This is a genomic window from Methylocaldum sp. GT1BB, assembly GCF_051027545.1.
GTDB lineage: Bacteria > Pseudomonadota > Gammaproteobacteria > Methylococcales > Methylococcaceae > Methylocaldum.
In genome coordinates, this window is the sequence record NZ_CP194902.1 from 1,327,560 (window position 1) to 1,349,585 (window position 22,026).

Sequence of the window (22,026 nt, forward strand, 5' to 3'; positions counted from 1 at the left end):
AGGTGTTACAGGAGAACCAGTGTCGCGAGACCCAGAAAGATGAAAAAGCCCATGCCGTCCGTCATGGCAGTCAGCAGTACGCTGGTGCCGACCGCGGGATCGAGCCCCAACCGGTCGCGCACCAGAGGCACGGCGATCCCCATGATCGCCGCCACCAATAGATTTAGCAAGGTGGCGCCCATCATGACCAGTCCGAGCTCGACGTCACGGTAAAGCAGATAGGCGATCAAGCCCAGCACGGAACCCCATACTGCTCCGTTGAGGAAACCGATGGCCAGTTCCTTGAAAACCAGCCGCTTCACATTCGAGGGATTGATCACCCCGAGGGCGATGGAGCGGACGATCATCATGCTGGTTTGATTGCCTGTGTTGCCCCCGATGCCGGCGACGATGGGCATGAGCGAAGCCAAAGCGACCACCTTGACGATAGTGTCCTCGAAAAGGCCGATTACCCGGGTGCTGATGAAAGCCGTGACGAGATTGATTGCCAGCCAGAACCAACGGTTTTGTGCGCTTTTCCAGACGCCGGAGAAAATGTCCTCTTCTTCCAACAGGCCGGCCTGGGACAGCATCTCTTCGTCCGATTTTCGGCGAATATAATCGACGATGGCGTCTACGCCGATACGCCCCTGCAGCTTTCCCTCGCGATCCACCACCGGTGCCGACAGGAGATCGTAGCGCTCGAAGGCTCGGGCCGCCTCTTCGGCGTCGTCATCGAGATGAAAGGACACCACGTCCTTGCTCATGATTTCCGAGACCGGCTTTTCGGGAGAGGTGGTGAGCAGGCGTTTCAGAGGCAGCACACCCTTCAATACATTGTGCTCATCGACCACGAACAGCTTGTCGGTGTGTTCGGGCAGATCGCCGCGACGTCTGAGATAGCGCAACACCACGCCCAGGCTGATATCTTCCCGTATCGTGACCATGCCGAAATCCATTAGGGCTGCCACGGTGTCCTCTTCGTGCGACAGCACCGATTGCAGACGTTTTCGGTTCTGATCGTTCAGTTTCTCCAGAAGTTCCTGCAAGACTTCTTCCGGCAAGTCCGGTGCAAGATCGGCGATTTCGTCCGTTTCAAGCTGTCCCGTGGCGGATAACAGCTCATCCGTGTCCATATCGGAAATGAGCGTTTCGCGCACGGCGTCGGACACGTCGAGCAGGATCTGTCCGTCGAGTTCGGACTTGACCAGGTTCCAGACCAACAGCCGCTGTTCCAGAGGCAGCGCCTCAAGAATGTAGGCGATGTCTGCCGCATGGAGTTGGTCTAGCTTTTGTTTCAGTGCCGCCTGATGGCGCTTGTGCAGCAGGGTTTCCACCAAGTCGTGGCGGGGCATCGCGCGCTGTTGGAGAATGGTCTCCTCGAGCTTCTGTTTGTTAAGCAGCGTGATGACCTCTTCCAGATGATGCTTGAGTGTTTCTTCGGGAGGAGTGGTATTCGGTTCTGCCATGAAACGCTCGGTCGGTGCTGCTCAGCGGGTTCGGAAGGACAATGCGAGGTGGGCGAAGTCGAGCGGATCGGTTATTGCATAAGGCGAGATTCCTCTCAAATATTAAATATTAGGTTGCGCCAGGCTCTTGCCCGGACTGTCCGAGCACCGCGCAACGCTGCCATCGGGCTGTTGCGTAGTAGCTTTACATCTCACAGAGCCATGATGACCTCGGTGCAACGGGTCAGATCCTGATAAATGGCATCCAGTTGCGCTTTGCTTTCGGCCCGGATAGTCACGGTGACTGCCGTGAACCTCCCTCCTTGGCTGGGACGAGCGGTCACGGCGTCTTCGGTCAGGTTCGGAGCGTGACGGCGCACAATTTCGGCAATCAACCCGTCGAAGTCCGGTCGGCTGTGGCCGAACGCCTTGATCGGAAAGTCGCAAGGGAACTGGAGCAGCGCAGCGGGAGTTTCGGTATTCATGCCGTGCGTAACCTCTGTTTATATGCTTGGTAAATGGCTTGCATTCGCGACCAAAGGGGCCCTGGTTCACCGCCGCCAACGGGTACGCCATCGAGTTCGATGACGGGGAGAATCTCCCGGGTCGAACTGGTCAGCCAAATTTCTGAAGCACGCTTCAAATCATCCAAACGGATGCGCTGTTCGACCGCAGGCACGTTGTTTTCCAGTGCCAGTTCCAACACCAGATCGCGGGTGATCCCAGGCAAGAGGTCGTTGCCCTTGGGGGGGGTCACCAGGATACCGTCGACAACCGCGAATACATTGCTCGCGGCGCCTTCGGTGACCCATCCGTCACGGGTCAGGATGGCTTCCGCTGCGCCGCGATCCACGGCCTCTTGCCGCAACAGCACATTAGCGAGCAGCGTGATGGCTTTGATATGGCACCACTGCCAGCGGATATCGTCCATGGTGACGGCGCATACCCCGCTGGTGGGAATGGGCGCGATAGGCGAGCACATGACGAATACGGTCGGATTGACGTCCGCCGGGATGGCATGGTCCCGTTTTGGCGCGACTCCGCGCGTGACTTGTAGATAGAGATATTGATCATGCGCCCCGGCAATAAGACGGTCGAATATGTCCGCCCATTGACTATCCGAAAGGGGATTCGTCATCCGAATGCCGCGCAGGCTGTTATCTAGCCGGCGCAAATGTTCGTCCAGCCGGAACGGACGTCCCCCGTAGACGGGAATGACTTCGTAAACGCCGTCGCCGAATAGAAAGCCGCGGTCCAAAACGGATACCTTGGCGTTGTTCGGTGGTAAATAGTCCCCGTTCAGATAGACGAGGCAGTCGTTTTGTGCCATTTAAGCCGGCTCCCCGTGTTTATTTGAAGAACAATCGGGCTTGGTCGAACGTTCGACGGAAAAATCCGCCTTGGTTGACGACTTTCAGGGCCACCAGATCCTGTTGGCCGACGGTCTGATCATTGAATGTCACTTTTACCATGCCGAGTTTGTCGCCTTGTTTCACCGGAGCGACGACCATGCCGTTGACTTCTATGCCAGCTTTGAGATTTTGGTACTGGCCGCGCGGGAACGTGACGTAGAAATCACGGTTGAGACCCAAAGCCAGTTCGGTGTCTTCGCCCTTCCACACTCGGGTTTCGGATAATTTTTCGTTGGCTTTGTAGATCGGCCGAGTTTCGAAGAAACGGTAGCCATAATTGAGCAGAGCCTGGTTGGCATTGGCTCGATCATTATCGCTTTTGGTGCCCAAGACTACGGAGATCAGTCTCATGTTTTCTCTTACCGCGGATGTCACCAAACAGAATCCCGCGCCCTCGGTATGTCCGGTTTTCACGCCGTCAACGGTCGGGTCGCGCCATAATAGGCGGTTGCGGTTATGCTGCTTGATGCCGTTGAATTCAAATTCCTTGATGGCGTGCCATTTATAGAACTCGGGGAATTCGTCGATCATGGCACGAGTGAGAATAACCAAATCGCGAGCGGTCGTATAATGCTCGGGATCCGGCAAGCCCATGCTGTTCTTGTAATGGGTGTTCTTCATACCCAGCCGTTCGGCCTGTTGGTTCATCATCTGAGCGAACACGGCTTCGTCGCCGGCAATATGTTCGGCCAAGGCCACGCTAGCGTCATTTCCGGACTGAACGATCATGCCCTTGAGCAGCATTTCGACCGGAATCTGGGCGCCGACCTGGGCGAACATGCGCGATCCTTCGGTGCGCCAGGCTTTTTCACTCACCATGACCATGTCATCCAGTTTTAGATGGCCTGCGGCCAATTCCCGGAATACCACGTAGGCGGTCATGATCTTGGTCAGGCTGGCAGGCTCGAGGCGTTCATCCGCATTGCTCTCGGCGAGCACGCGTCCGCTGTTGAAATCCGCCAGAATATAAGCCTTGGCGCCGATTTCGGGGGGCGCCGGGATCAAAACCTGATCGGCGAGGCTGAGACGGTAAAATCCGAGCAAGGCGAAAAGGAAAAGCAAGCTGGGTAATTTTATTTTCACGGCTTTCTGCTTTCGGTCAGGTTAAAAATCGGCGCCGCATTGTAACACGGGCATGCGGCGTTCCGGGGCCGCCGGATAAGGCATTGGAGTCTTTGGGTCAGGACGAACTACCGGCGCTACGGCGAGAAACCAATTCACGACTCAGTTCGTAGGCGGCCATCGCGTATAGCGGGCTATGGTTGTAGCGGGTGATGACGTAAAAATTGTGAAGCCCCAGCCAATAGACAGGCCCCGTTTCTTCATCGAGTTTGACCAGAGCAGCCTTGACGTTGGCGGGCAAGGACGCGCTGGAATCGATGACGCCAAGCGAAAGCCATTCCTGCAAGGTTCGGCTCGGTTTTAGGTTGCCGTTTGCCAGCCGCTCGTGTACAGCGCCGTTCACCGAAGCGGGGAAGGCTACCGGCTCGCCCGACTGCCATCCATGAACGGAGAAATAACGGGCGACACTGGCAATGGCGTCGGCCGGATTGTTCCAGATGTCGCGTCGTTGATCGCCGTCGCCATCGGCGGCATATCTCCGATAGCTGCTCGGCATGAACTGCGGCATACCCATCGCGCCCGCGTAGGATCCCGTGGGACTGCCGGGATTCATGTGTTCTTCCCGGCATAACACCAGGAACTCTTCTAACTCGCGCCGGAAAAACTCGGCCCGTTTCGGATAGGCAAAGGCCAGAGTTGAAAGTGCGTCGATCACCCGGTACTTGCCCGGCGACTGGCCGTAGCTGGTTTCGATTCCGATAATGGCGACGATCACCTCGGCGGGAACGCCGTATTTACTGGCCGTGGCCTTCAAAGCGGCAGCGTTCTTGCCCCAGAAGTCGACCCCGCTTTGTATGCGTTTCTCGGTGAGAAACAGCTTGCGGTAGACATGCCAAGGCTTGGCTTCATATGGTTTGGCCATGGCTTCGAGAATCTTTTCCTGGATGGTCACGTCCTGGAATATCTTGTTGAGTTCTGAGGCGCTGAAGTGATGTTTGCGGCTCATATCCCGAATGAAAGTTCGGACGTCCGGTCGCTGCGGCAGACTTTCCGCAGCCTTCCCGAGTGAAGAAAAGCCATAAAGAGAAGCAATGAGCAAAATGAGACTGAGGGATCTCATAATCATCCGTTCGGCAGGAGTTTACGATGGGTCTGGACGGACATTAGCATACCGAACCCGGCGAGCAGGGTCACCATTGACGTGCCGCCGTAGCTGATCAAGGGCAGGGGTACTCCCACCACAGGGAGAATGCCGATCACCATGCCGATGTTGACGAATACATATACAAAGAAAGTCACGGTCAGCGCCCCGGCCAGGAGTCGGCTATAGTTGTCCTGCGCCTGGACCACGATGTAAAAACAACGCCCGAGAACAAACAAATAAAGCCCCAAAAGGCCCAAGCAGCCGACCAATCCGAACTCCTCGGCGAACACCGCAAAAATGAAATCGGTGGAGCGCTCCGGCAGAAATTCCAGGTGCGCCTGCGTGCCGTGTAGCCATCCTTTGCCGTAGATGCCGCCGGAACCGATCGCGATTTTGGATTGAATAATGTGATAACCGCGTCCTAAAGGGTCCCCTTCCGGGTTCAGGAATGTCAAAACCCGATCCCGCTGATAGCCGTGCATAAAGTGCCAGCCTACAGGTAGCAAGCTTCCACCCAAAATTGCAAGGGCCAGTATGTAGCGCCACGGGATTCCCGCGAGGAACACCACGGCCGAGCCGGCGCTGGCTACCAATACAGCCGTGCCGAGGTCCGGCTGCTTGGCGATCAGCGCCGTGGGAATCAGAACCAATACACCGGCAAGAACCAATTGCTTCAATCGTAGCGGAGATGTATTTCCGGACAAATACCAGGCGATCATCATGGGGGTGGACAACTTGGTCAGTTCGGATGGTTGAAAGCGAATGATTCCGAGGTCTAGCCAGCGTTGGGCGCCCATGCTTATCTTGCCCATCACCAGAACGGCTGTCAGAAGCAGTGCTCCGAGCAGATAAAGAACCGGACTATAAAACTTGAAGTGACGCGGGTGAATTTGCGCGATGGCGATCATGATGGCCATCGCCAGCCCGAGGCGCGCCGACTGACGTAAGAGTACGTTTATATCTTGGCCGCCGGAGCTATAAAGGATGATGAAGGCGAGAGTGCACAATCCTCCCAGTCCGGCCAACAGCGGCACGTCGATATGGAACTTTTGCAGCGGCGAAACGTGCTGAGGCGGCGTGATCCGGAGTTGAGCGAGAACGGGGTCTATGTTCATGGGTTTTCCAGTAGATACTGATCCATGATGGCGCGGGCGATCGGGGCAGCGACGGACCCGCCATGCCCACCGTTTTCGGCAAGTACGGCGATCGCGATGCGAGGCGCTTCCGCCGGCGCGAAGGCTATGAACCAGGCGTGATCGCGCATAGCCTTGGTAATCTTCAAGTTCTTGTATTCTTGGTCTTGCCTCACGGTGAACACCTGTGCGGTCCCGGTTTTGCCGGCGACGGTATATGAAAGCCCGTGGGCTATTCCTTTGGCTGTACCCCGTTGACTATGGACCACATCGACCATAGCATCAATCACCGTACGCCAGTGCTCGGGTCTGAGATCGGCGACAAATTCGTCACCGCTCTTAGGGTAGGGGTTTTGGATCTCGTACGGAGCTTTCATGGTGTCCACGACCCGAGGTTCCACGTTTCGCCCTCGACTGGCGAGTACCGCCGTGGCTCTGGCTAGTTGGACAGGCGTAACTTGGACATAGCCCTGTCCAATGCCCGCGATGACCGTCTCGCCGGGATACCATACTTGCTTGCGCTTTTTTTTCTTCCATTCCTTCGAAGGAAAGAGGCCTGATTTTTCGCCGACGAGATCGATTCCGGTTCGCTCCCCGAAGCCGAATAGCTGCATGAAATCATGTAGCTGGTCGATGCCGATATGGTGGGCGAGGTCGTAGAAGAAAACGTCGCAGGATTGGGTGATGGCCGATTTGAGATCCACTGAGCCGTGTCCTTGCTTGCGCCAGTCCCGGTACTTGTGGTCCGCGTTGGGAAGGCGGTAATAACCGGGGCAAAGCACTCGTCTTGCCGGACTTATGTCCAGGATTTTTAAACCCGCCAAGCTCACGAACGGCTTAATCGTCGAGCCCGGGGGATACGCGCCCCGCAGTGCCCGGTCGTATAGCGGCCGCTCCGGTGCATTCTGAAGGATATCGTAGTCTTCTTTGCGGATGCCGTGGATAAACGGATTAGGATCGAAGCCTGGTTTACTAACTAATACCAATACTCTGCCGGTAGCAGGATCTAGGGCGACCACCGATCCGTCATACTCGCCGAGCGCATCGAACGCGGTTTTCTGCAATCGGATGTCCAGCGAAAGATAAAGATCGGCTCCCGCTACGGGATCAGTGGTGTTCAGCACCTGGATAGCGCGGCCCTGGACGTTGGTCTCGTATTCCTCGTAGCCAGTCTTGCCATGCAAAACGGATTCGTAGGCCTTTTCGATGCCGCTCTTTCCGATATGGTAGGTTCCGCGGTATTGTGCCGGGTCCAGTGATCGGAGCTCAGCTTCGTTAATGCGAGCTACGTAGCCTACGACATGGGATGTCAAATGGCCGTAAGGGTAACTGCGCATGAACCGAGTTCGGATTTCGACGCCGGGGAAATAAGGCATCTTGACAGCGAAGCGGGCAATTTCTTCCTCTGTCAATTCCAGGCGCAAGGGTACGCTTTCGAAACTTTTTCGTTGGCTTTTTTGAGCTTTGAATCGGCTTATATCTTCGTCGCTCAGATTGAGCAGGTTCTTGAGTTCGGCTAAGGTGGCGTTCAGATCCGGAACCTGCTCGGGAATGATTTCCAAGCTATAAGTGGCCGTATTGTCTGCCAGAACTTCGCCATTACGGTCGAGAATCAAGCCGCGGGACGGCGCTAATGGAGATATCTTGACCTGATTGTCTCGCGATAAGGTCGTGTAGTGCTCGTGCCCCATCACCTGGAGATAAATCAGGCGAATTACAAGTCCCGCGGTAGCCAGCAGCATGAATAGCACGCTGGCGGCGATGCGGTTGAGAAACAGTCGGTTCTCGTAAAACTTGCCTTTGAGGTCGAAGGGGCGGCTCATAGCGATCACTTACCGCATAGCCGAACGTTAGAAGATGCTGAAATGGCGCCTGATTCGCCGTAGCGTCATCAAAACCGCCGGCCAGGCGAGTGCGCCGGTGAATGATGGTAGCCAATATGCCCAATTTAGGACATTCATGTTTTTGATGTTTTGCGTCCAGAGGATCAGAAATTGGCTGATCAGCAGGAGCAGGAGTATCCAGAGAGATTGCTGGGGGAGCGGGTAAAGGCGCAGTCGGCGATACAATCGCAGACTGACATAGGCAATGACGGAGTAAGCCAGGGCATGCTGACCTAACATGCGCCCGGTTAGGGTGTCGACGAAAAGTCCGGTGAGCCAGGCCGTGCCTACCCCTACACGGTCCGGTATCGCAATCGTCCAGTAAATCAGGAACAAAGCGGTCCAATCAGGGTTGAGTACGAATAGCTCGTGAGGTAAGGGCAGAATGCGCAAAGTCATGGCAAATACCAGGCTTAGCGGTACCACCATCAGTCCGGCCGAGGACGATTTAACGGTCGCCATTAGGGGGTAAAGTGTTTGAATGCTGCTCTTGACCGGCAGGGATGCGCGGGATGGATCGCGAGTCGCTCCAGACCAACAACAGCTCGCGGTTTCGGTCGAGCTGGGCTACCGGCGCGGCAGAGATTTTTGCAAAGGATGTTTTTTGCGGTGCGACGTCTGTTACCGTCGCCACGGGATAACCATGGGGAAAAACGCCTCCGAGTCCCGAGGTTACGAGGAGGTCGCCTACCTGAATATCGGCATTGCTGGAAAGATAGGGTAGTGCCAGGCGATCGGTTTGTCCGGTGCCCAAAGCAAGAGTACGAAGGCCGTTCCGATTTACCTGTACCGGAATGGCATGATTCGGGTCAGTAATCAGCATCACTTCGGCGCTGTAGGGCCCAACTCGCAGCACCTGTCCCACGACTCCGTTCGCGTCGAACACAGGTTGGCCTGCATGAACGCCGAATCGGGCACCTTTGTTTACCACGACGATATGCTCGTAGGGGACAAGATTGACGGACAGTAGCTCGGCTATCGATACCTGCTCGCCAACTTTATAAGAGGTGTCCAAAAGCCCGCGAAGCCGGATATTCTCCTGCTCCAAGGCGGCGAATTTCAACAGCTTCGTCTTGAGGACGAGCTGCTCCTCCCTTAATTTTTGGTTTTCCGCCACCAGCCCCGCGTATGTAGATACGGATTCTATAATGTGCTGTCCAAAACGTACGGGCGAGCTAACGATTTGCTGTAAAGGGTAGGTCGCGGACGCGAAAGGCGTTCGCGCGGCATGAAAGACGCCGTGTTGCTCGGCGGCGAGCAAGACCAAGGCAGCCGCCAAACACAGCAATAGACGGATATTGAGTGAATAGCCTCGCGTGAACAGCCGTTTGATATCCCAATCCTCTTAAAACGACGCGAGCCGGCAGCCGGCCGACTTCATTCAAGTGAGAATGCTGCCGCGCCAATTTCGTCCAGCAGTTCCAGTACTCGCCCACCTCCGCGAGCAACGCAGGTCATCGGATCTTCCGCGATAAAAACGGGAAGTCCGGTTTCTTCGGCGATCAGGCGGTCCATGTCCTTAAGCAACGCGCCCCCGCCGGTCAAAACGATGCCCCGATCCGCGACATCAGCACCCAGTTCGGGCGGTGTCTGTTCCAGCGCCACTTTTACCGCTCCGATAATCCCCTGTAAAGGTTCCTGAAGCGCTTCGAGGATTTCGTTGCTGTTCAAGACAAAGCTGCGCGGGACGCCTTCCGCCAGGTTGCGTCCCTTGACTTCAATTTCCTTGATCTCGCTACCCGGATAGGCAGTACCGATTTCGTACTTGATCCGTTCGGCGGTGGACTCTCCGATCAGTGTCCCATAGTTCCGGCGTACGTAATTCATAATGGCTTCGTCCATGCGGTCGCCACCGATGCGCACCGAGGCGGAGTAGACGATACCGTTCAGCGAGATTACCGCTACTTCGGATGTTCCGCCGCCAATGTCCAGGACCATCGATCCGCGCGCTTCATGCACCGGCAGTCCGGCACCGATGGCTGCCGCCATGGGCTCTTCGATGAGATAGACCTCCCGGGCCCCAGCTCCGGCCGCCGATTCCTTGATCGCCCGTCGTTCTACTTGGGTAGAACCGCACGGTACGCAGATCAAAACCCTGGGGCTAGGCCGAAAAAGCTTGTTCCTGTGTACCTTGTGGATGAAGTACTGGAGCATCTTCTCCGTGACGGTGAAGTCGGCGATCACTCCGTCCTTGAGAGGCCGGATGGCAGTGATGTTGCCGGGGGTTCGCCCCAACATCGACTTTGCAGCCGAACCGACTGCCGCGATGGATTTCTGTCCGCGGGTGCGATCCTCGCGGATAGCCACCACTGACGGCTCGTTCACCACGATGCCTTGGCCACGGATGTAGATCAAGGTGTTTGCGGTGCCAAGGTCGATGGACAAGTCGTTCGAGAAAAATCCTCGGAGGTGTCTGAAGAACATAGGCATATAGTCCTTGTGAATGCCGTGATTTTACAACGGATAGCCCGGAGCGACAAAAGCCATATATCAGGTATTATATGACTGAACGAAACATCGGATGCAAATATGTCCTTAAATATTGACCAAGTTTACAAAATTGCTTGGCTTGCCCGGCTTGCCATTGATGCCGAAAAAGCGGCCGCTTATGCTCGAGATCTTACAGGCATATTGGATTTTGTCGAGGAAATGAGCACCGTGGATACCTCGGAGGTCACTCCGATGGCTCACCCTTTGGATCAGGCTCAGCGCTTGAGGCCGGATACGGTGAGCGAGACCGACCAGCGGGAGTTATTCCAGGCCCATGCACCCTTGGTGGAAGCGGGGCTTTATCTGGTGCCCAAGGTTATCGAGTGATCGATAGGAACGGCCGAAGCCGGAGGGCTACCGCCGTTTCGCGCGTATTCTGGATTTCGGAACTATCTCATGCACGACAAAACCATTGCCGAATTAGCTGACGGACTCAGAAAAAAAGAATTCAGCAGCATCGAATTGACACAGACTTTTCTGGCACGCATCCGGCTCTACGATCCGCAACTCAATTGCTTTGTGACCGTCACTGAAGAGCAGGCGCTAGCGCAGGCTGCAGCGGCGGATGCGGCGATATCACAGGGTTCTGCCGGTGTCTTGACCGGCGTCCCCATCGCTCAGAAAGATATTTTCTGCACCAAAGGCGTGAAGACGAGTTGCGGTTCGAAGATGCTCGATAATTTTATCGCCCCGTACGATGCCACGGTCGTTGAGCGATTCAAGCAGGCCGGAACGGTCATGCTGGGCAAACTCAACATGGATGAGTTTGCCATGGGGTCATCCAACGAAACGAGCTATTTCGGACCGGTAAAAAATCCGTGGGACACCGATGCGGTTCCGGGCGGTTCGTCCGGCGGCTCGGCGGCATCGGTGGCGGCCCGTCTGACTCCGGGGGCCACCGGAACCGATACTGGCGGATCGATTCGCCAGCCTGCGTCTTTTTGCGGCATCACCGGTTTGAAACCCACCTATGGTTTGGTTTCCCGCTGGGGAATGATCGCATTCGCGTCCAGCCTCGACCAAGGTGGTCCCATGGCCCGAACCGCGGAAGACTGCGCGCTCATGCTTCAAGTCATGGCCGGGTTCGACGAAAAGGACTCGACTAGCGTAGATAGGCCGGTGCCGAATTATTCCGCCTCTCTCAACAACAGCTTGGAAGGGCTCAGGATCGGCCTGCCCAAAGAGTTTTTCGATGAGGCCTTGGATTCGGACATCGCGCGCCTGATTGACGACGCTATTGACGAATATCGGAAGCTGGGCGCGACCGTGAAAGAGATTTCGTTGCCCAACATGAAGTTGTCGGTACCGGCTTATTACGTTGTGGCACCCGCCGAATGTTCGTCCAACCTGGCCCGCTATGACGGCGTCCGTTTCGGGTATCGCTGTAAGGATCCGAAAGACTTGCACGATCTGTACATGCGCTCTCGCGGTGAAGGTTTCGGTGCGGAAGTGAAGCGGCGCATTCTCATCGGCACTTATGCGCTGTCCGCGGGTTACTACGATGCCTATTACCTTAAAGCCCAAAAAGTCCGACGCTTGATCAGCGACGATTTCAAACGGGCCTTTGAGGATGTCGACGTGATCATGGGGCCTACCTCGCCGTCCGCTGCATTCCGCTTCGGCGAGAAGACCGCCGACCCTATCGCGATGTACCTGTCGGACATCTATACGATCGCCGTAAATTTGGCCGGTCTCCCCGGCATGTCGGTTCCGGTCGGATTTTCCAAGAATTTGCCGGTCGGCATGCAGATCATCGGCAATTACTTTTCCGAGGAGCGTTTGCTCAATGTCGCGCATCGGTATCAGCGAGCGACCGATTGGCACCGGCGGGCTCCGAAAGATTTCGTTTAAGAGGTTTGTATGGAATGGGAAACGGTCATCGGGTTGGAAATTCACGCCCAGCTCGCTACTAAATCCAAGATTTTTTCGGGTGCGGCTACGGCCTATGGCGCCGAGCCCAACACCCAGGCCTGTGCGGTGGATTTGGGTTTGCCCGGCGTATTGCCCGTGTTGAATAGCGAGGCGGTGCGCATGGCGGTCAAATTCGGTCTTGCCATCGGCGCCCGCGTGGCTCCTTTTTCGGTATTCGCGCGCAAGAACTACTTCTATCCCGACTTGCCGAAGGGCTATCAAATCAGCCAATACGATCTTCCGGTCGTAAGCCAGGGGCATTTGAACATTTCCGTGGACGGCATCGAGAAAATCATTGGGATCACGCGCGCCCATTTGGAAGAAGACGCCGGCAAGTCCTTGCATGAAGATTTTCACGGCTTTACCGGAATCGACTTGAACCGGGCCGGCACGCCGCTGCTGGAGATCGTGTCCGAGCCGGATCTTCGCTCGGCGAAGGAGGCGGTGGCTTACATGAAAAAGCTGCATGCCCTGGTTCGATATTTGGAGATCTGCGACGGCAATATGCAGGAAGGATCGTTCCGCTGCGATGCGAACGTATCGGTGCGCCCTAAAGGTCAGGAGAAGTTCGGCACCCGTGCCGAAATCAAGAACCTGAACTCGTTCCGCTTCGTGGAGCGTGCCATCAACTACGAAATCGAGCGGCAGATCGAAATTCTCGAAAACGGCGGACAAGTCGTACAGGAAACCCGTTTGTACGATGCCAACAAGGACGAAACCCGCTCCATGCGCAGCAAGGAAGAAGCGAACGACTACCGCTATTTTCCCGATCCCGATCTGCTGCCTTTGGAAATATCGAGCAATTTTGTCGAAGACGTGCGCAAGGGGTTGCCCGAGTTGCCGGACGAAAAGCGCGACCGTTTCAAGTCCCAGTACGGTCTGAACGATTACGACGCGACCGTGCTGACGGCCACGCGGGAGCTTGCCGATTATTACGAAGCCGTGGTCAGGGAGTCGGCGGGCAGCGATCCCAAGTTATGTGCCAACTGGGTCATGGGCGACTTGTCCGGTGCACTCAACAAGGCCGGTCTAGAGATCGAGAAATGTCCGATCGAAGCGCCTCGCCTCGCGGGTCTCATCAGGCGCATCGCCGATAGTACGATCTCAGGAAAACTGGCTAAGCAGGTCTTCGAAGCGCTTTGGGAATCCGGCGAGACCGCCGACGCCATTATCGAAAAACAGGGGCTGAAACAAATCACCGATACCGGAGCGATCGAGAAAATCATCGATGAAATCATTGCGGCGAATCCGGAGCAGTTGGCACAGTACAAGGCCGGTAAAGACAAGCTGTTCGGATTTTTCGTCGGCCAGGCTATGAAGGCGACCCAAGGCAAGGCCAATCCGCAGCAGTTGAACGATTTGCTAAAGAAAAAATTGCAGTAGCCTTGCGTCATACCGCGGCGATCAGCAAGCCCTTAAGGTCCCATCGATCACTTCCCGAATCTAAGTGCCGCCCGAAGCGAGATGTTTCGGCGCGGTGGGACCGTTCGCGCGTTTGCCGGCCCAAGCCCCGTTTCTTGGCCGCACTCCATCGCCGGCGCAAGATCCCTGCCCCTTTCAATTGGCCGTTTTGACGCCCTATCCCGCTATGGAGACTTATTCGATTCCTGGTTTTGCCGATCCCGTAAGCTCTCTCATGCATTTGCTGGCCGCAGGCGTGTTTGCCGTTCTGGGGTTTTTCTTGATTCGCCGGGCCAGGGGCAACGTCGGCCACATAGTGGCTGTCGGGGTGTTCGTTTTTACCTGCATTTTTCTCCTCTCCATGAGCGGCGTGTTCCATCTGCTGTCCGTCGGCGGGGCAGGACGTGCGGTATTGCAGCGGCTGGATCATGCCGCGATCTTTTTGTTGATCGCCGGGAGTTTCACCCCTGTCCACTGCATTCTTTTCTCCGGTCTTTGGCGCTGGGGCTTTTTGCTTTTGATTTGGGGATTGGCGATTACGGGGTTGACCCTCAAGGTCATCTTTTTCCAGGACATCCCGGAAGCGCTCGGTTTGACGCTGTATTTAGGGTTAGGCTGGCTGGGGCTGGCGTCCGGGATAGCTGTTTGGCGCCGTTACGGTTTTTCATTCGTCAAAACGCTGCTGTTCAGCGCATTGGCTTACACCTCGGGAGCGCTTCTCGACTTTTTGCGATGGCCGGTTATCGTCGGCGGGGTGTTAGGCCCCCACGAGTTGTTCCATGTTGCTGTGTTGGCCGGCATCGGTTTCCATTGGCGGTTCGTGTGGAATAGTCTGAATCGGATCGAGCTGATAAAACCCGATCTGGCCGATGTAACGGAGCAGCAACCGTCCTGGCATGCCAGGACGGTTGAACAGATTTATGAGGCCGTTAGATCCGGTCCAAGCGGATTGACCGAAGAGGAGGCGGATCACCGTCTCGCCAAGCATGGATTCAATGAGATCGAGCAGGGCAAGGGGGCCCCGGCGTTCAGACTTTTTCTGTCGCAGTTCAAAAGCGTTCTGGTCGTTATTCTGCTGGTCGCCATCGGCTTTTCGGCTTATTTGGGGCATACCGTCGAATCCATCGTCATCGCGGTGATCGTTTTATTCGCCGTATTGCTCGGATTTTTCCAGGAGTACCGCGCCGAACGCGCGATGGAAGCCCTGCAGCAGATGGCGGCACCGATGGCTAGCGTGATGCGCGACGGCAAGTTCGTGGAGATACCCGCACGCTATCTGGTTCCCGGAGACGTTGTCCGTTTGCTGACCGGCAACCGCATTCCCGCCGATCTGCGTCTGATCGAAGCCGTAAACCTTCAAATCGACGAGGCGCCCCTAACAGGTGAATCGGCGCCGGTGGAAAAGCGTACCGCGCCGCTGAACGATCCTGGGCTAGCCATCGGTGATCGCCAAAATATGGGGTTTGCCGGCACTGCCGTGACCTATGGGCGGGGCCAGGGCATTGTCGTCGCGACCGGGATGGAAAGCGAATTCGGGCGTATCGTGGGGCTCTTGCGCGGGGCTGAACAGCGCGAGACGCCGCTGCAGAAGAGCCTGGACAAAGTCGGGAACGTGCTCGCCGTCGCCGCCATTTTCATCGTCGCTGTTATCGTTTCTCTCGGTATTTGGCGCGGCGAATCCTTCGAGCACATGCTGATCTTCGGCATTGCCCTGGCCGTTGCCGTGGTGCCCGAAGCCCTGCCTGCCGTGGTGACGATTTCTCTGGCCATCGGCGCTCGCCGGATGGTCCGGCGTCACGCGCTCATCCGGCGTCTGCCGGCCGTCGAGACCCTGGGCAGCACGTCCGTTATTTGTTCGGACAAGACCGGGACCTTGACCAAGGACGAGATGACCGTCCGCAAGATTTGGACCGGCGGAGACTTGTTCAGCGTTACCGGTGCCGGTTACGAACCGGTGGGCCGGTTTCTCCACAAGGCTCGGGAAGTCGCTCCTACCCCTCCAGTGTTGAATCTGCTTCAAGCGGCGGCACTGGCGAGCGATGCGGGCGTGCATCGAACTGAAGAGGGCCGCTGGCAGGTTAAAGGCGATCCCACGGAAGGCGCGTTGGTGGTCGCTGCCGCCAAGGCCGGGTTAAAACCCTCCGAATTGGACCGCCGGTTTCCGCGCGTGGGCGAGATTCCTTTTACCTCGGAATCCAAGCGGATGACGACGCTCCATGAGAATGCCGAGGGCGGGCGGATAGCTTATTCCAAAGGTGCCTTGGAGGTCATTCTTAGCGCCAGCGATCGCTGGCTGAGCGCAGAGGGGGAGGCTCCTTTGGACGATGCGGCCCGCGGCGTGATACAGGCCGAAGCCGAGCGCTTGGCCGGCGAGGCGCTTCGTGTTCTGGCAGTGGCGCAAAAGGAAGACACGTCTCTGGAAACGGCTGAAAAAGACATGTGTTTCCTGGGGCTGGTCGGGATGATCGACCCGCCTCGCTCCGAGTCCAAGTCCGCCATCGCCACCTGCGAAAAGGCCGGCATTAAGGTCATCATGATTACGGGGGACCATCCTGCCACCGCCCGAGCGGTTGCCCGCGAGCTGGGCATTTTGAACCACGGACGAGTGATTACGGGCGTCGAACTGGACGCGATGAGCGATGAAGAATTCGCGCAGGCGGTCAGGCGAATCGAGGTCTTCGCCCGTGTCGCTCCCGAGCATAAGATTCGCATCGTCCGGACTCTGCAAGAACAAGGCCGCATCGTCGCCATGACCGGAGACGGCGTGAACGACGCTCCGGCTCTCAAACAGGCCGACATCGGAGTGGCTATGGGCATCACCGGCACCGATGTATCCAAGGAGGCCGCTGCAATGATGCTCACCGACGACAATTTCGCCTCCATCGTCGCCGCCGTAGAGGAAGGGCGGGGGATTTTCAGCAACATCAAGAAATACCTGATGTATCTGTTGTCTTCCAACATCGGTGAAATCGGCCTGATGGCGGGCGCTACGCTGGCAGGGTTGCCGCTGCCTTTAAGCGCGGTGCAAATTCTTTACGTGAATTTGGCTACCGATGGACTTCCCGCTCTGGCGTTGGCGGTCGATCCGATGGACAAAGCCTTGATGCAACAGAAGCCGCGCGACCCGAAGCAGGGGATTTTCAGTTTTCCCGTCGTTTCGCTGATGCTGGTCGGCGGTATTTGGTCGACTCTGGTCAATCTCAGTGTCTTTGTCTGGGCGTTACACAACGGCAACGAGCTTTCCAAGGCGATGACGGTGACTTTCGCGACGCTGGTCTCGATCGAGTTCTTCAAGGCCTACAATTTTCGATCCGACCGTTTTTCCGTGTTTCGTCGGCCGTTCGCGAACAAATGGCTGAATCTGGCGATCGCTTGGGAGGCGATGTTGCTCCTCGCTATCATCTATGTGCCGTTCTTTCAGGAGGCATTCGGCACTTTCGGCCTGTCGCGAATCGAGTGGGCGGTAGTGCTGGGCGCGTCGGCCACGATACTCCCGGTGTTGGAAGCAGCGAAGTGGATGATTCGGCGCGGGTGGTTCGACAGCCGGACCGAAGTCGGGCCAAGTCAGTGAAGGAGCCGCCGCTTCAGGCATGAGGAGGCCTGGTGATCATTGTTGCGCGGCGTATTGTCTAACAAGGCAAATTAGACATTCAGGGAGAAAACTCATGGCGCCGAGTAATTTCGCTGAGGCCAAGCACCTCGCCAAGATCGTCTTGAACAATTTCTTGATCGGTACTCTGGCGGTACTGCCAATCATCGTAGTGGCGCAGATCGTCATATTTCTCGCCCATTTGATTCTGAGTACGGTATTCGGCGTGCAAGAGGCGGTCGGCAATTACGGCATAACTTTTCTCGCGTTCGCCGGCGTTTTCGGCCTGCTGACTTACATCGGGCACACCGTCAACAAACGGCGCCATTCCCTGGTTCTTTCCCTAGTCGATCTCGCGATAGAGCGAGTTCCGTTCCTAAACACGGTTTACCGGGTGACCAAAAAGATTGTCGATATGTTTCGCAGCAGGCCCGATGAGCAAAAGCGGGAAATCGTTTATGTGGAATATCCTAGGGAAGGGATGTGGCTGCCGGCTTACGTCACGAACCGAGAGGGCGACAGATATGTTCTATACGTGCCCACTTCGCCGAATCCGACCAATGGGTTCACCGTCATCGTGCACGAGTCGAAGGTAGTCAAATCCGCTCTCGATATCTCGGAGGTGACGAGTTTCGTCATGAGCGTGGGGTCTGATTTTCCGAAATCGCAAGAAACTCTAGGCCTGCCCCGTTAGCCGACTTTGCGCCGTGAGCGTTACAGGAGCAACGCGATTTCTTCGATTTGGCGCGCTTGATTGATCCGGAAACCTCGCATTTCAAGAACTCCCTTTGTGTTCAGGGAGATAATGATATATACCGCATCGGGATAGGCCGCTTGTTCGAGATCGATGGCGGAAGGCTCGGCTGGGGCGGCCGGATGCGAATGAAAGATCGCGAACAGTTCCTCTCCTCGCTCCCGCATTTTACGCATGGCATCGATTTGGTCCTGAGGTTCCATCTGGAACCGGCAGTCGGGCGTAGTCGACGCATTCTTGACCGGATAACAGTGGCTTGGGGTGCCGTCTTTCGCTCCGATCAGACCACAGACTTCAACTTCCGGCGATGTTTGGGCATAGTGCAACAGTTGGTTGACTAAGGGGCGGGGGATATGAATTTCTTTATCGTGCATGCTTTTGTTCCGAAAAGGATCGGCTGCTCGGTTCCCACCGTGCGGTTGTGACGCGGAAGTGACCTTGAAGGTCGGAATGGCGGCTGATTTCGGCGTAACCGAATTCGTTCAGAAGGTCAGCCAGAGAATCCGCCTGATCGAAACCGTGTTCCAGTATGAGTTGTCCATGCGGTTTTAAGTAATCGCAGGCTTCCCGAGCAATGATCCGGAAAGCATCCAGTCCGTGTAGTCCGCCTGTTAGTGCCAAACTCGGTTCGAAGCGCACATCGCCTCGGTTTAAATGCGGATCGTCGTCCGCGACATAAGGCGGATTGCTGACAATCAAATCGAACTGCTCGTCGCTTGCTACCGCATCGAACCAATCGCCCAGTCGAAAGCGAACGTTGCGGACGCCGTGCAGAACCGCATTTTCCTGCGCGAGGTTCAAAGCGCCGGGGCTAAGATCCGTTGCGGTGACGCGGGCTGCCGGGCGCTCCGCCGCGATGGTCACGGCAATGGCGCCGCTGCCGGTCCCCAGATCCAGAATATCGGCCGTCTGGGATGCCGGAGTGGCCGCCAGCGCCAATTCGACCAGCAACTCGGTTTCGGGGCGTGGGATGAGCACGTCGGGGCTAACCCTAAACGTACGAGACCAGAACTCCTTTTCGCCGAATAGGTACGCGACCGGAGTTCCGGACTGTCGTCGCTCGATCAGATGGTGAAAACGGTCTTCTACATCGGGCGAAAGCTTTCGCTCCGGCCATGCGCGAAGATACGATCGATCTCGGTTTAATGCGCGGGCTAACAAAATTTCCGCATCGAGCCGCGCCGTTTCGCTCAAACCTTCGAGGCGACTTCTGGCGGTCTGAAGCGCGGCCGCTATGGTGATGCCGCTGGATCTCGGTGAGGCAAGAGGAGTACTCATCGCATTAGTCCTGGGCCAGTTGCGCCAGCAATTCGGCTTGGTGCTCATTGATCAAGGGATCGATTACCGGGTCGAGATCGCCCTCCATGATGGCTTCGAGCCGATAAAGAGTCAGGTTGATGCGATGGTCGGTGAGTCGGCCCTGGGGAAAGTTGTACGTACGTATGCGTTCCGAACGGTCGCCGCTGCCGACTTGCAGTTTACGTGAGGCGGCGATTTCGGCGCTCTGTTTTTCCTGTTCGGCGGAGAGGATGCGCGATTTCAGCAAAGACATGGCGCGAGCGCGGTTCTTGTGTTGAGAGCGTTCGTCCTGGCATTCCACGACAATCCCGGTGGGTATATGGGTAATGCGCACCGCCGAATCGGTCCGGTTGACGTGCTGGCCGCCGGCGCCCGATGCGCGGTAGGTATCGACTCTAAGATCGGCCGGGCTGATGTCGACGTCGATTTCGTCGGCCTCGGCCAGTACCGCGACCGTGCAGGCCGAAGTGTGAATACGGCCCTGGGCCTCTGTTTCCGGCACGCGTTGTACACGATGGGTGCCGGCCTCGAATTTGAGGCGTGAATAAACGTCCTGACCGCTGATGCGGACGATGATTTCTTTGTAGCCGCCGTGTTCGCCCTCGCTTTCGCTGATCACCTCCGCCTTCCATCCCTTTTGCTCGGCATAGCGGCTGTACATGCGGTATAAATCGCCGGAGAACAGTGCGGCCTCGGCACCACCGGTGCCGGCCCGGATTTCCAGAAAGATATTGCGTTCGTCGTTTGGATCCCTGGGCAGCAAAAGGATTTGCAGCTCCTTTTCCAAGGCTTCCTTTCTGCCCTCGGCATCGGCCAGTTCTTCCTTGGCGAGGCTACGCACCTGCGGGTCTCTGTCGTCGAGCAGACTCTGCGCGTAGGAAAGATCTTCGATTGCACCGAGATACTTGTTGAAACAGCCGACCAACGGATTGAGTTGAGCGTACTCGCGGCTCAGGGCACGGAAGCGGTCTTGATCGTTCTGAATCGACGGTTCGGCAAGGAGGGCGGTAATTTCTTCGAATCGCTGGGCAAGATGATCGAGTTTTTGGCGAATGGATGGTTTCACGTATTAAGAAGAGCTGTTTTTGAGTTGAAAAAGTTCTCGGGCGGCGGCAATCAGATCGTGCCGTTCATGGATGCCCGCTTGCTTGATTTGGACGCTGGGTATGTGAATCAATTTATTGGTGAGCAGATTCGCCAAAAGATCCAGCGCCTCTTCGGGAGATTTACCGCATCGTAATGCCTGTTTTGCTCGATGTAAGGCTTCGGCTCGGATCGTTTCGGCGTGGCTGCGGAAGTCGCGGATGGTGGAGGTCGCACCCTGAGCGCGCAACCAGCCCAAAAAATGCTCCACTTCGGTGTCGATAATTTCTTCGGCCTTCTTGGCTGCTTCCTGGCGCGATTTCAGGTTTTCTTCGATGGTGTTCCGCAGGTCGTCGACGGTATAGAGATAAACGTCCCTCAGTTGGGCGACTTCCGGTTCGATGTCGCGAGGCACGGCCAAATCCACCATGAACATCGGCTTATGCTTGCGGGCTTTGAGGGCGCTCTCGACGCCGCCTTTACCCAAAATCGGCAATTGGCTGGCGGTGGATGAAACGACGATGTCGGCCTTGGCCAAATGCTTCGGCAATTCGGCCAATGAGATGGCAAACCCGTTGAACTGGGTGGCCAAAGTGTGTGCTTTGTCGTAGGTGCGGTTGGCGATTATCAGATGGCCGATTTTGCTTTCGGCCAGATGGCGGGCTGTCAGTTCGATCGTTTCTCCGGCGCCGATCAGTATGGCAGCCTGTTCGGAAAGATCGTCGAAAATTCGTTGTGCTAGGCGCACCGCGGCAAAGGCAACCGAAACCGGGCTGGAACCTATCGCGGTGTCGGTTCGTACCTTCTTGGCGGCGGTGAAGGTGTGCTGAAACAGTTTGCTCAAGGTTTTGCCGAGAGTTCCGGCTTCGGCTGCGGCTTGGTAGGCCGATTTCATCTGTCCGAGAATCTGCGGCTCTCCCAGTATCATCGAATCCAACCCGCAGGCGACGCGAAACATGTGACGGATCGTCTCACCGTCGGTGTGGACATAGAGATACGGTTGAAAATCTTCCCGTTGAAGACTCTGCTCTTGAGCGATCCAGTCGATCAGAATGTTTTGATCATCGGTTTCGACGCCACAGTACAATTCCGTTCGGTTGCACGTGGATAGAATCGCGGCTTCGCCAATTTGGGGTAATTGAATCAGATCCTGCAAGGCACATTTGATTCGTTCGGCCGGAAAGACCAGGCGTTCTCTGATCAAAATCGGTGCTGTGTTGTGATTCAACCCTAAGGTTAAAATGCTCATGAGCTCAAATTTCTGAGACTTTCCAAATATAATTCTAAGAAAAACCTCAAATGCAGCCAAATACCGTTGGTTCGGGTCTATTGTTGCATGTTACGGACAGCGTACAATCTCGCCGGCTTATAAGTCAGTCTACCCCGCTTTAATCGAAAGCTCGGGACATTTTCGCGATGCTGCTTCGGATGAAGGGAG

At 56.3% G+C, this 22,026-nt stretch carries 19 protein-coding genes; 5 read left to right on the forward strand and 14 right to left on the reverse strand.

Annotated elements, in window-relative coordinates; all coding sequences use genetic code 11:
- Positions 1 to 5 precede the first annotated feature (5 nt).
- From mgtE to ACR2TX_RS07280, 10 genes are all read right to left on the reverse strand, one after another.
- A complete protein-coding gene (gene mgtE, locus ACR2TX_RS07235; RefSeq protein WP_077732602.1) occupies positions 6 to 1,448 on the reverse strand; it encodes a magnesium transporter in 1,443 nt (480 codons plus the stop codon).
- Positions 1,449 to 1,639: 191 nt separating this feature from the next.
- A complete protein-coding gene (locus ACR2TX_RS07240) occupies positions 1,640 to 1,912 on the reverse strand; it encodes a YbeD family protein (protein ID WP_434110945.1) in 273 nt (90 codons plus the stop codon).
- Positions 1,909 to 2,757, reverse strand: coding sequence for an aminotransferase class IV (locus ACR2TX_RS07245; protein ID WP_434110947.1), 849 nt, complete (start codon positions 2,755 to 2,757; stop codon positions 1,909 to 1,911). Before ACR2TX_RS07245 ends, ACR2TX_RS07240 begins: the two co-directional genes overlap by 4 nt.
- A 19-nt stretch (positions 2,758 to 2,776) precedes the next feature.
- Positions 2,777 to 3,922: a D-alanyl-D-alanine carboxypeptidase family protein gene (locus tag ACR2TX_RS07250; protein WP_434110949.1), complete on the reverse strand. Its 1,146-nt coding sequence runs from the start codon at positions 3,920 to 3,922 to the stop codon at positions 2,777 to 2,779.
- A gap of 97 nt (positions 3,923 to 4,019) precedes the next feature.
- Entirely contained in the window at positions 4,020 to 5,027 is a 1,008-nt protein-coding gene (gene mltB, locus ACR2TX_RS07255; RefSeq protein ID WP_280858710.1) for a lytic murein transglycosylase B, read from the reverse strand.
- Entirely contained in the window at positions 5,024 to 6,160 is a 1,137-nt protein-coding gene (gene rodA, locus ACR2TX_RS07260; protein ID WP_077732597.1) for a rod shape-determining protein RodA, read from the reverse strand. The genes mltB and rodA overlap by 4 nt, the downstream gene beginning before the upstream one ends.
- Positions 6,157 to 8,001 (reverse strand): penicillin-binding protein 2, encoded by a 1,845-nt coding sequence (gene mrdA, locus ACR2TX_RS07265; RefSeq protein WP_077732596.1) that lies wholly within the window; start codon positions 7,999 to 8,001, stop codon positions 6,157 to 6,159. Before mrdA ends, rodA begins: the two co-directional genes overlap by 4 nt.
- Positions 8,002 to 8,028: 27 nt before the next feature.
- Positions 8,029 to 8,490, reverse strand: coding sequence for a rod shape-determining protein MreD (gene mreD / locus ACR2TX_RS07270; protein ID WP_434131676.1), 462 nt, complete (start codon positions 8,488 to 8,490; stop codon positions 8,029 to 8,031).
- 19 nt (positions 8,491 to 8,509) lie between these two features.
- Positions 8,510 to 9,394: a rod shape-determining protein MreC gene (gene mreC / locus ACR2TX_RS07275; RefSeq protein ID WP_077732594.1), complete on the reverse strand. Its 885-nt coding sequence runs from the start codon at positions 9,392 to 9,394 to the stop codon at positions 8,510 to 8,512.
- A gap of 44 nt (positions 9,395 to 9,438) precedes the next feature.
- Positions 9,439 to 10,485, reverse strand: coding sequence for a rod shape-determining protein (locus ACR2TX_RS07280; RefSeq protein WP_077732593.1), 1,047 nt, complete (start codon positions 10,483 to 10,485; stop codon positions 9,439 to 9,441).
- 105 nt (positions 10,486 to 10,590) lie between these two features.
- On the opposite strand from ACR2TX_RS07280, the gene gatC reads away from it, so the two are divergent.
- From gatC to ACR2TX_RS07305, 5 genes are all read left to right on the forward strand, one after another.
- Entirely contained in the window at positions 10,591 to 10,878 is a 288-nt protein-coding gene (gene gatC, locus ACR2TX_RS07285) for an Asp-tRNA(Asn)/Glu-tRNA(Gln) amidotransferase subunit GatC (protein ID WP_077732592.1), read from the forward strand.
- A 69-nt stretch (positions 10,879 to 10,947) separates the two neighbouring features.
- Positions 10,948 to 12,402 carry an Asp-tRNA(Asn)/Glu-tRNA(Gln) amidotransferase subunit GatA gene (gene gatA, locus ACR2TX_RS07290; RefSeq protein WP_133718021.1) on the forward strand — a complete coding sequence of 485 codons (1,455 nt, stop codon included), beginning with the start codon at positions 10,948 to 10,950 and terminating at the stop codon, positions 12,400 to 12,402.
- Positions 12,403 to 12,411: 9 nt separating this feature from the next.
- Entirely contained in the window at positions 12,412 to 13,845 is a 1,434-nt protein-coding gene (gatB, locus tag ACR2TX_RS07295) for an Asp-tRNA(Asn)/Glu-tRNA(Gln) amidotransferase subunit GatB (protein ID WP_434131677.1), read from the forward strand.
- A 205-nt stretch (positions 13,846 to 14,050) separates the two neighbouring features.
- A complete protein-coding gene (trhA, locus tag ACR2TX_RS07300) occupies positions 14,051 to 17,434 on the forward strand; it encodes a PAQR family membrane homeostasis protein TrhA (RefSeq protein ID WP_434132432.1) in 3,384 nt (1,127 codons plus the stop codon).
- Positions 17,435 to 17,528: 94 nt separating this feature from the next.
- Positions 17,529 to 18,146, forward strand: coding sequence for a DUF502 domain-containing protein (locus tag ACR2TX_RS07305; protein ID WP_086133758.1), 618 nt, complete (start codon positions 17,529 to 17,531; stop codon positions 18,144 to 18,146).
- Positions 18,147 to 18,166: 20 nt separating this feature from the next.
- On the opposite strand, the gene ACR2TX_RS07310 is transcribed toward ACR2TX_RS07305, so the two are convergent.
- The 4 genes from ACR2TX_RS07310 to hemA are packed head-to-tail and all read right to left on the reverse strand — an operon-like array spanning position 18,167 to position 21,837.
- Positions 18,167 to 18,580 (reverse strand): Mov34/MPN/PAD-1 family protein, encoded by a 414-nt coding sequence (locus ACR2TX_RS07310; protein WP_156881169.1) that lies wholly within the window; start codon positions 18,578 to 18,580, stop codon positions 18,167 to 18,169.
- Positions 18,570 to 19,484: a peptide chain release factor N(5)-glutamine methyltransferase gene (gene prmC / locus ACR2TX_RS07315; protein ID WP_434131679.1), complete on the reverse strand. Its 915-nt coding sequence runs from the start codon at positions 19,482 to 19,484 to the stop codon at positions 18,570 to 18,572. The genes ACR2TX_RS07310 and prmC overlap by 11 nt, the downstream gene beginning before the upstream one ends.
- 4 nt (positions 19,485 to 19,488) lie before the next feature.
- On the reverse strand, positions 19,489 to 20,571 hold the full coding sequence (prfA, locus tag ACR2TX_RS07320) for a peptide chain release factor 1 (RefSeq protein ID WP_347257452.1): 1,083 nt from the start codon (positions 20,569 to 20,571) through the stop codon (positions 19,489 to 19,491).
- Positions 20,572 to 20,574: 3 nt separating this feature from the next.
- A complete protein-coding gene (hemA, locus tag ACR2TX_RS07325; protein WP_086133756.1) occupies positions 20,575 to 21,837 on the reverse strand; it encodes a glutamyl-tRNA reductase in 1,263 nt (420 codons plus the stop codon).
- Positions 21,838 to 22,026 lie beyond the last annotated feature (189 nt).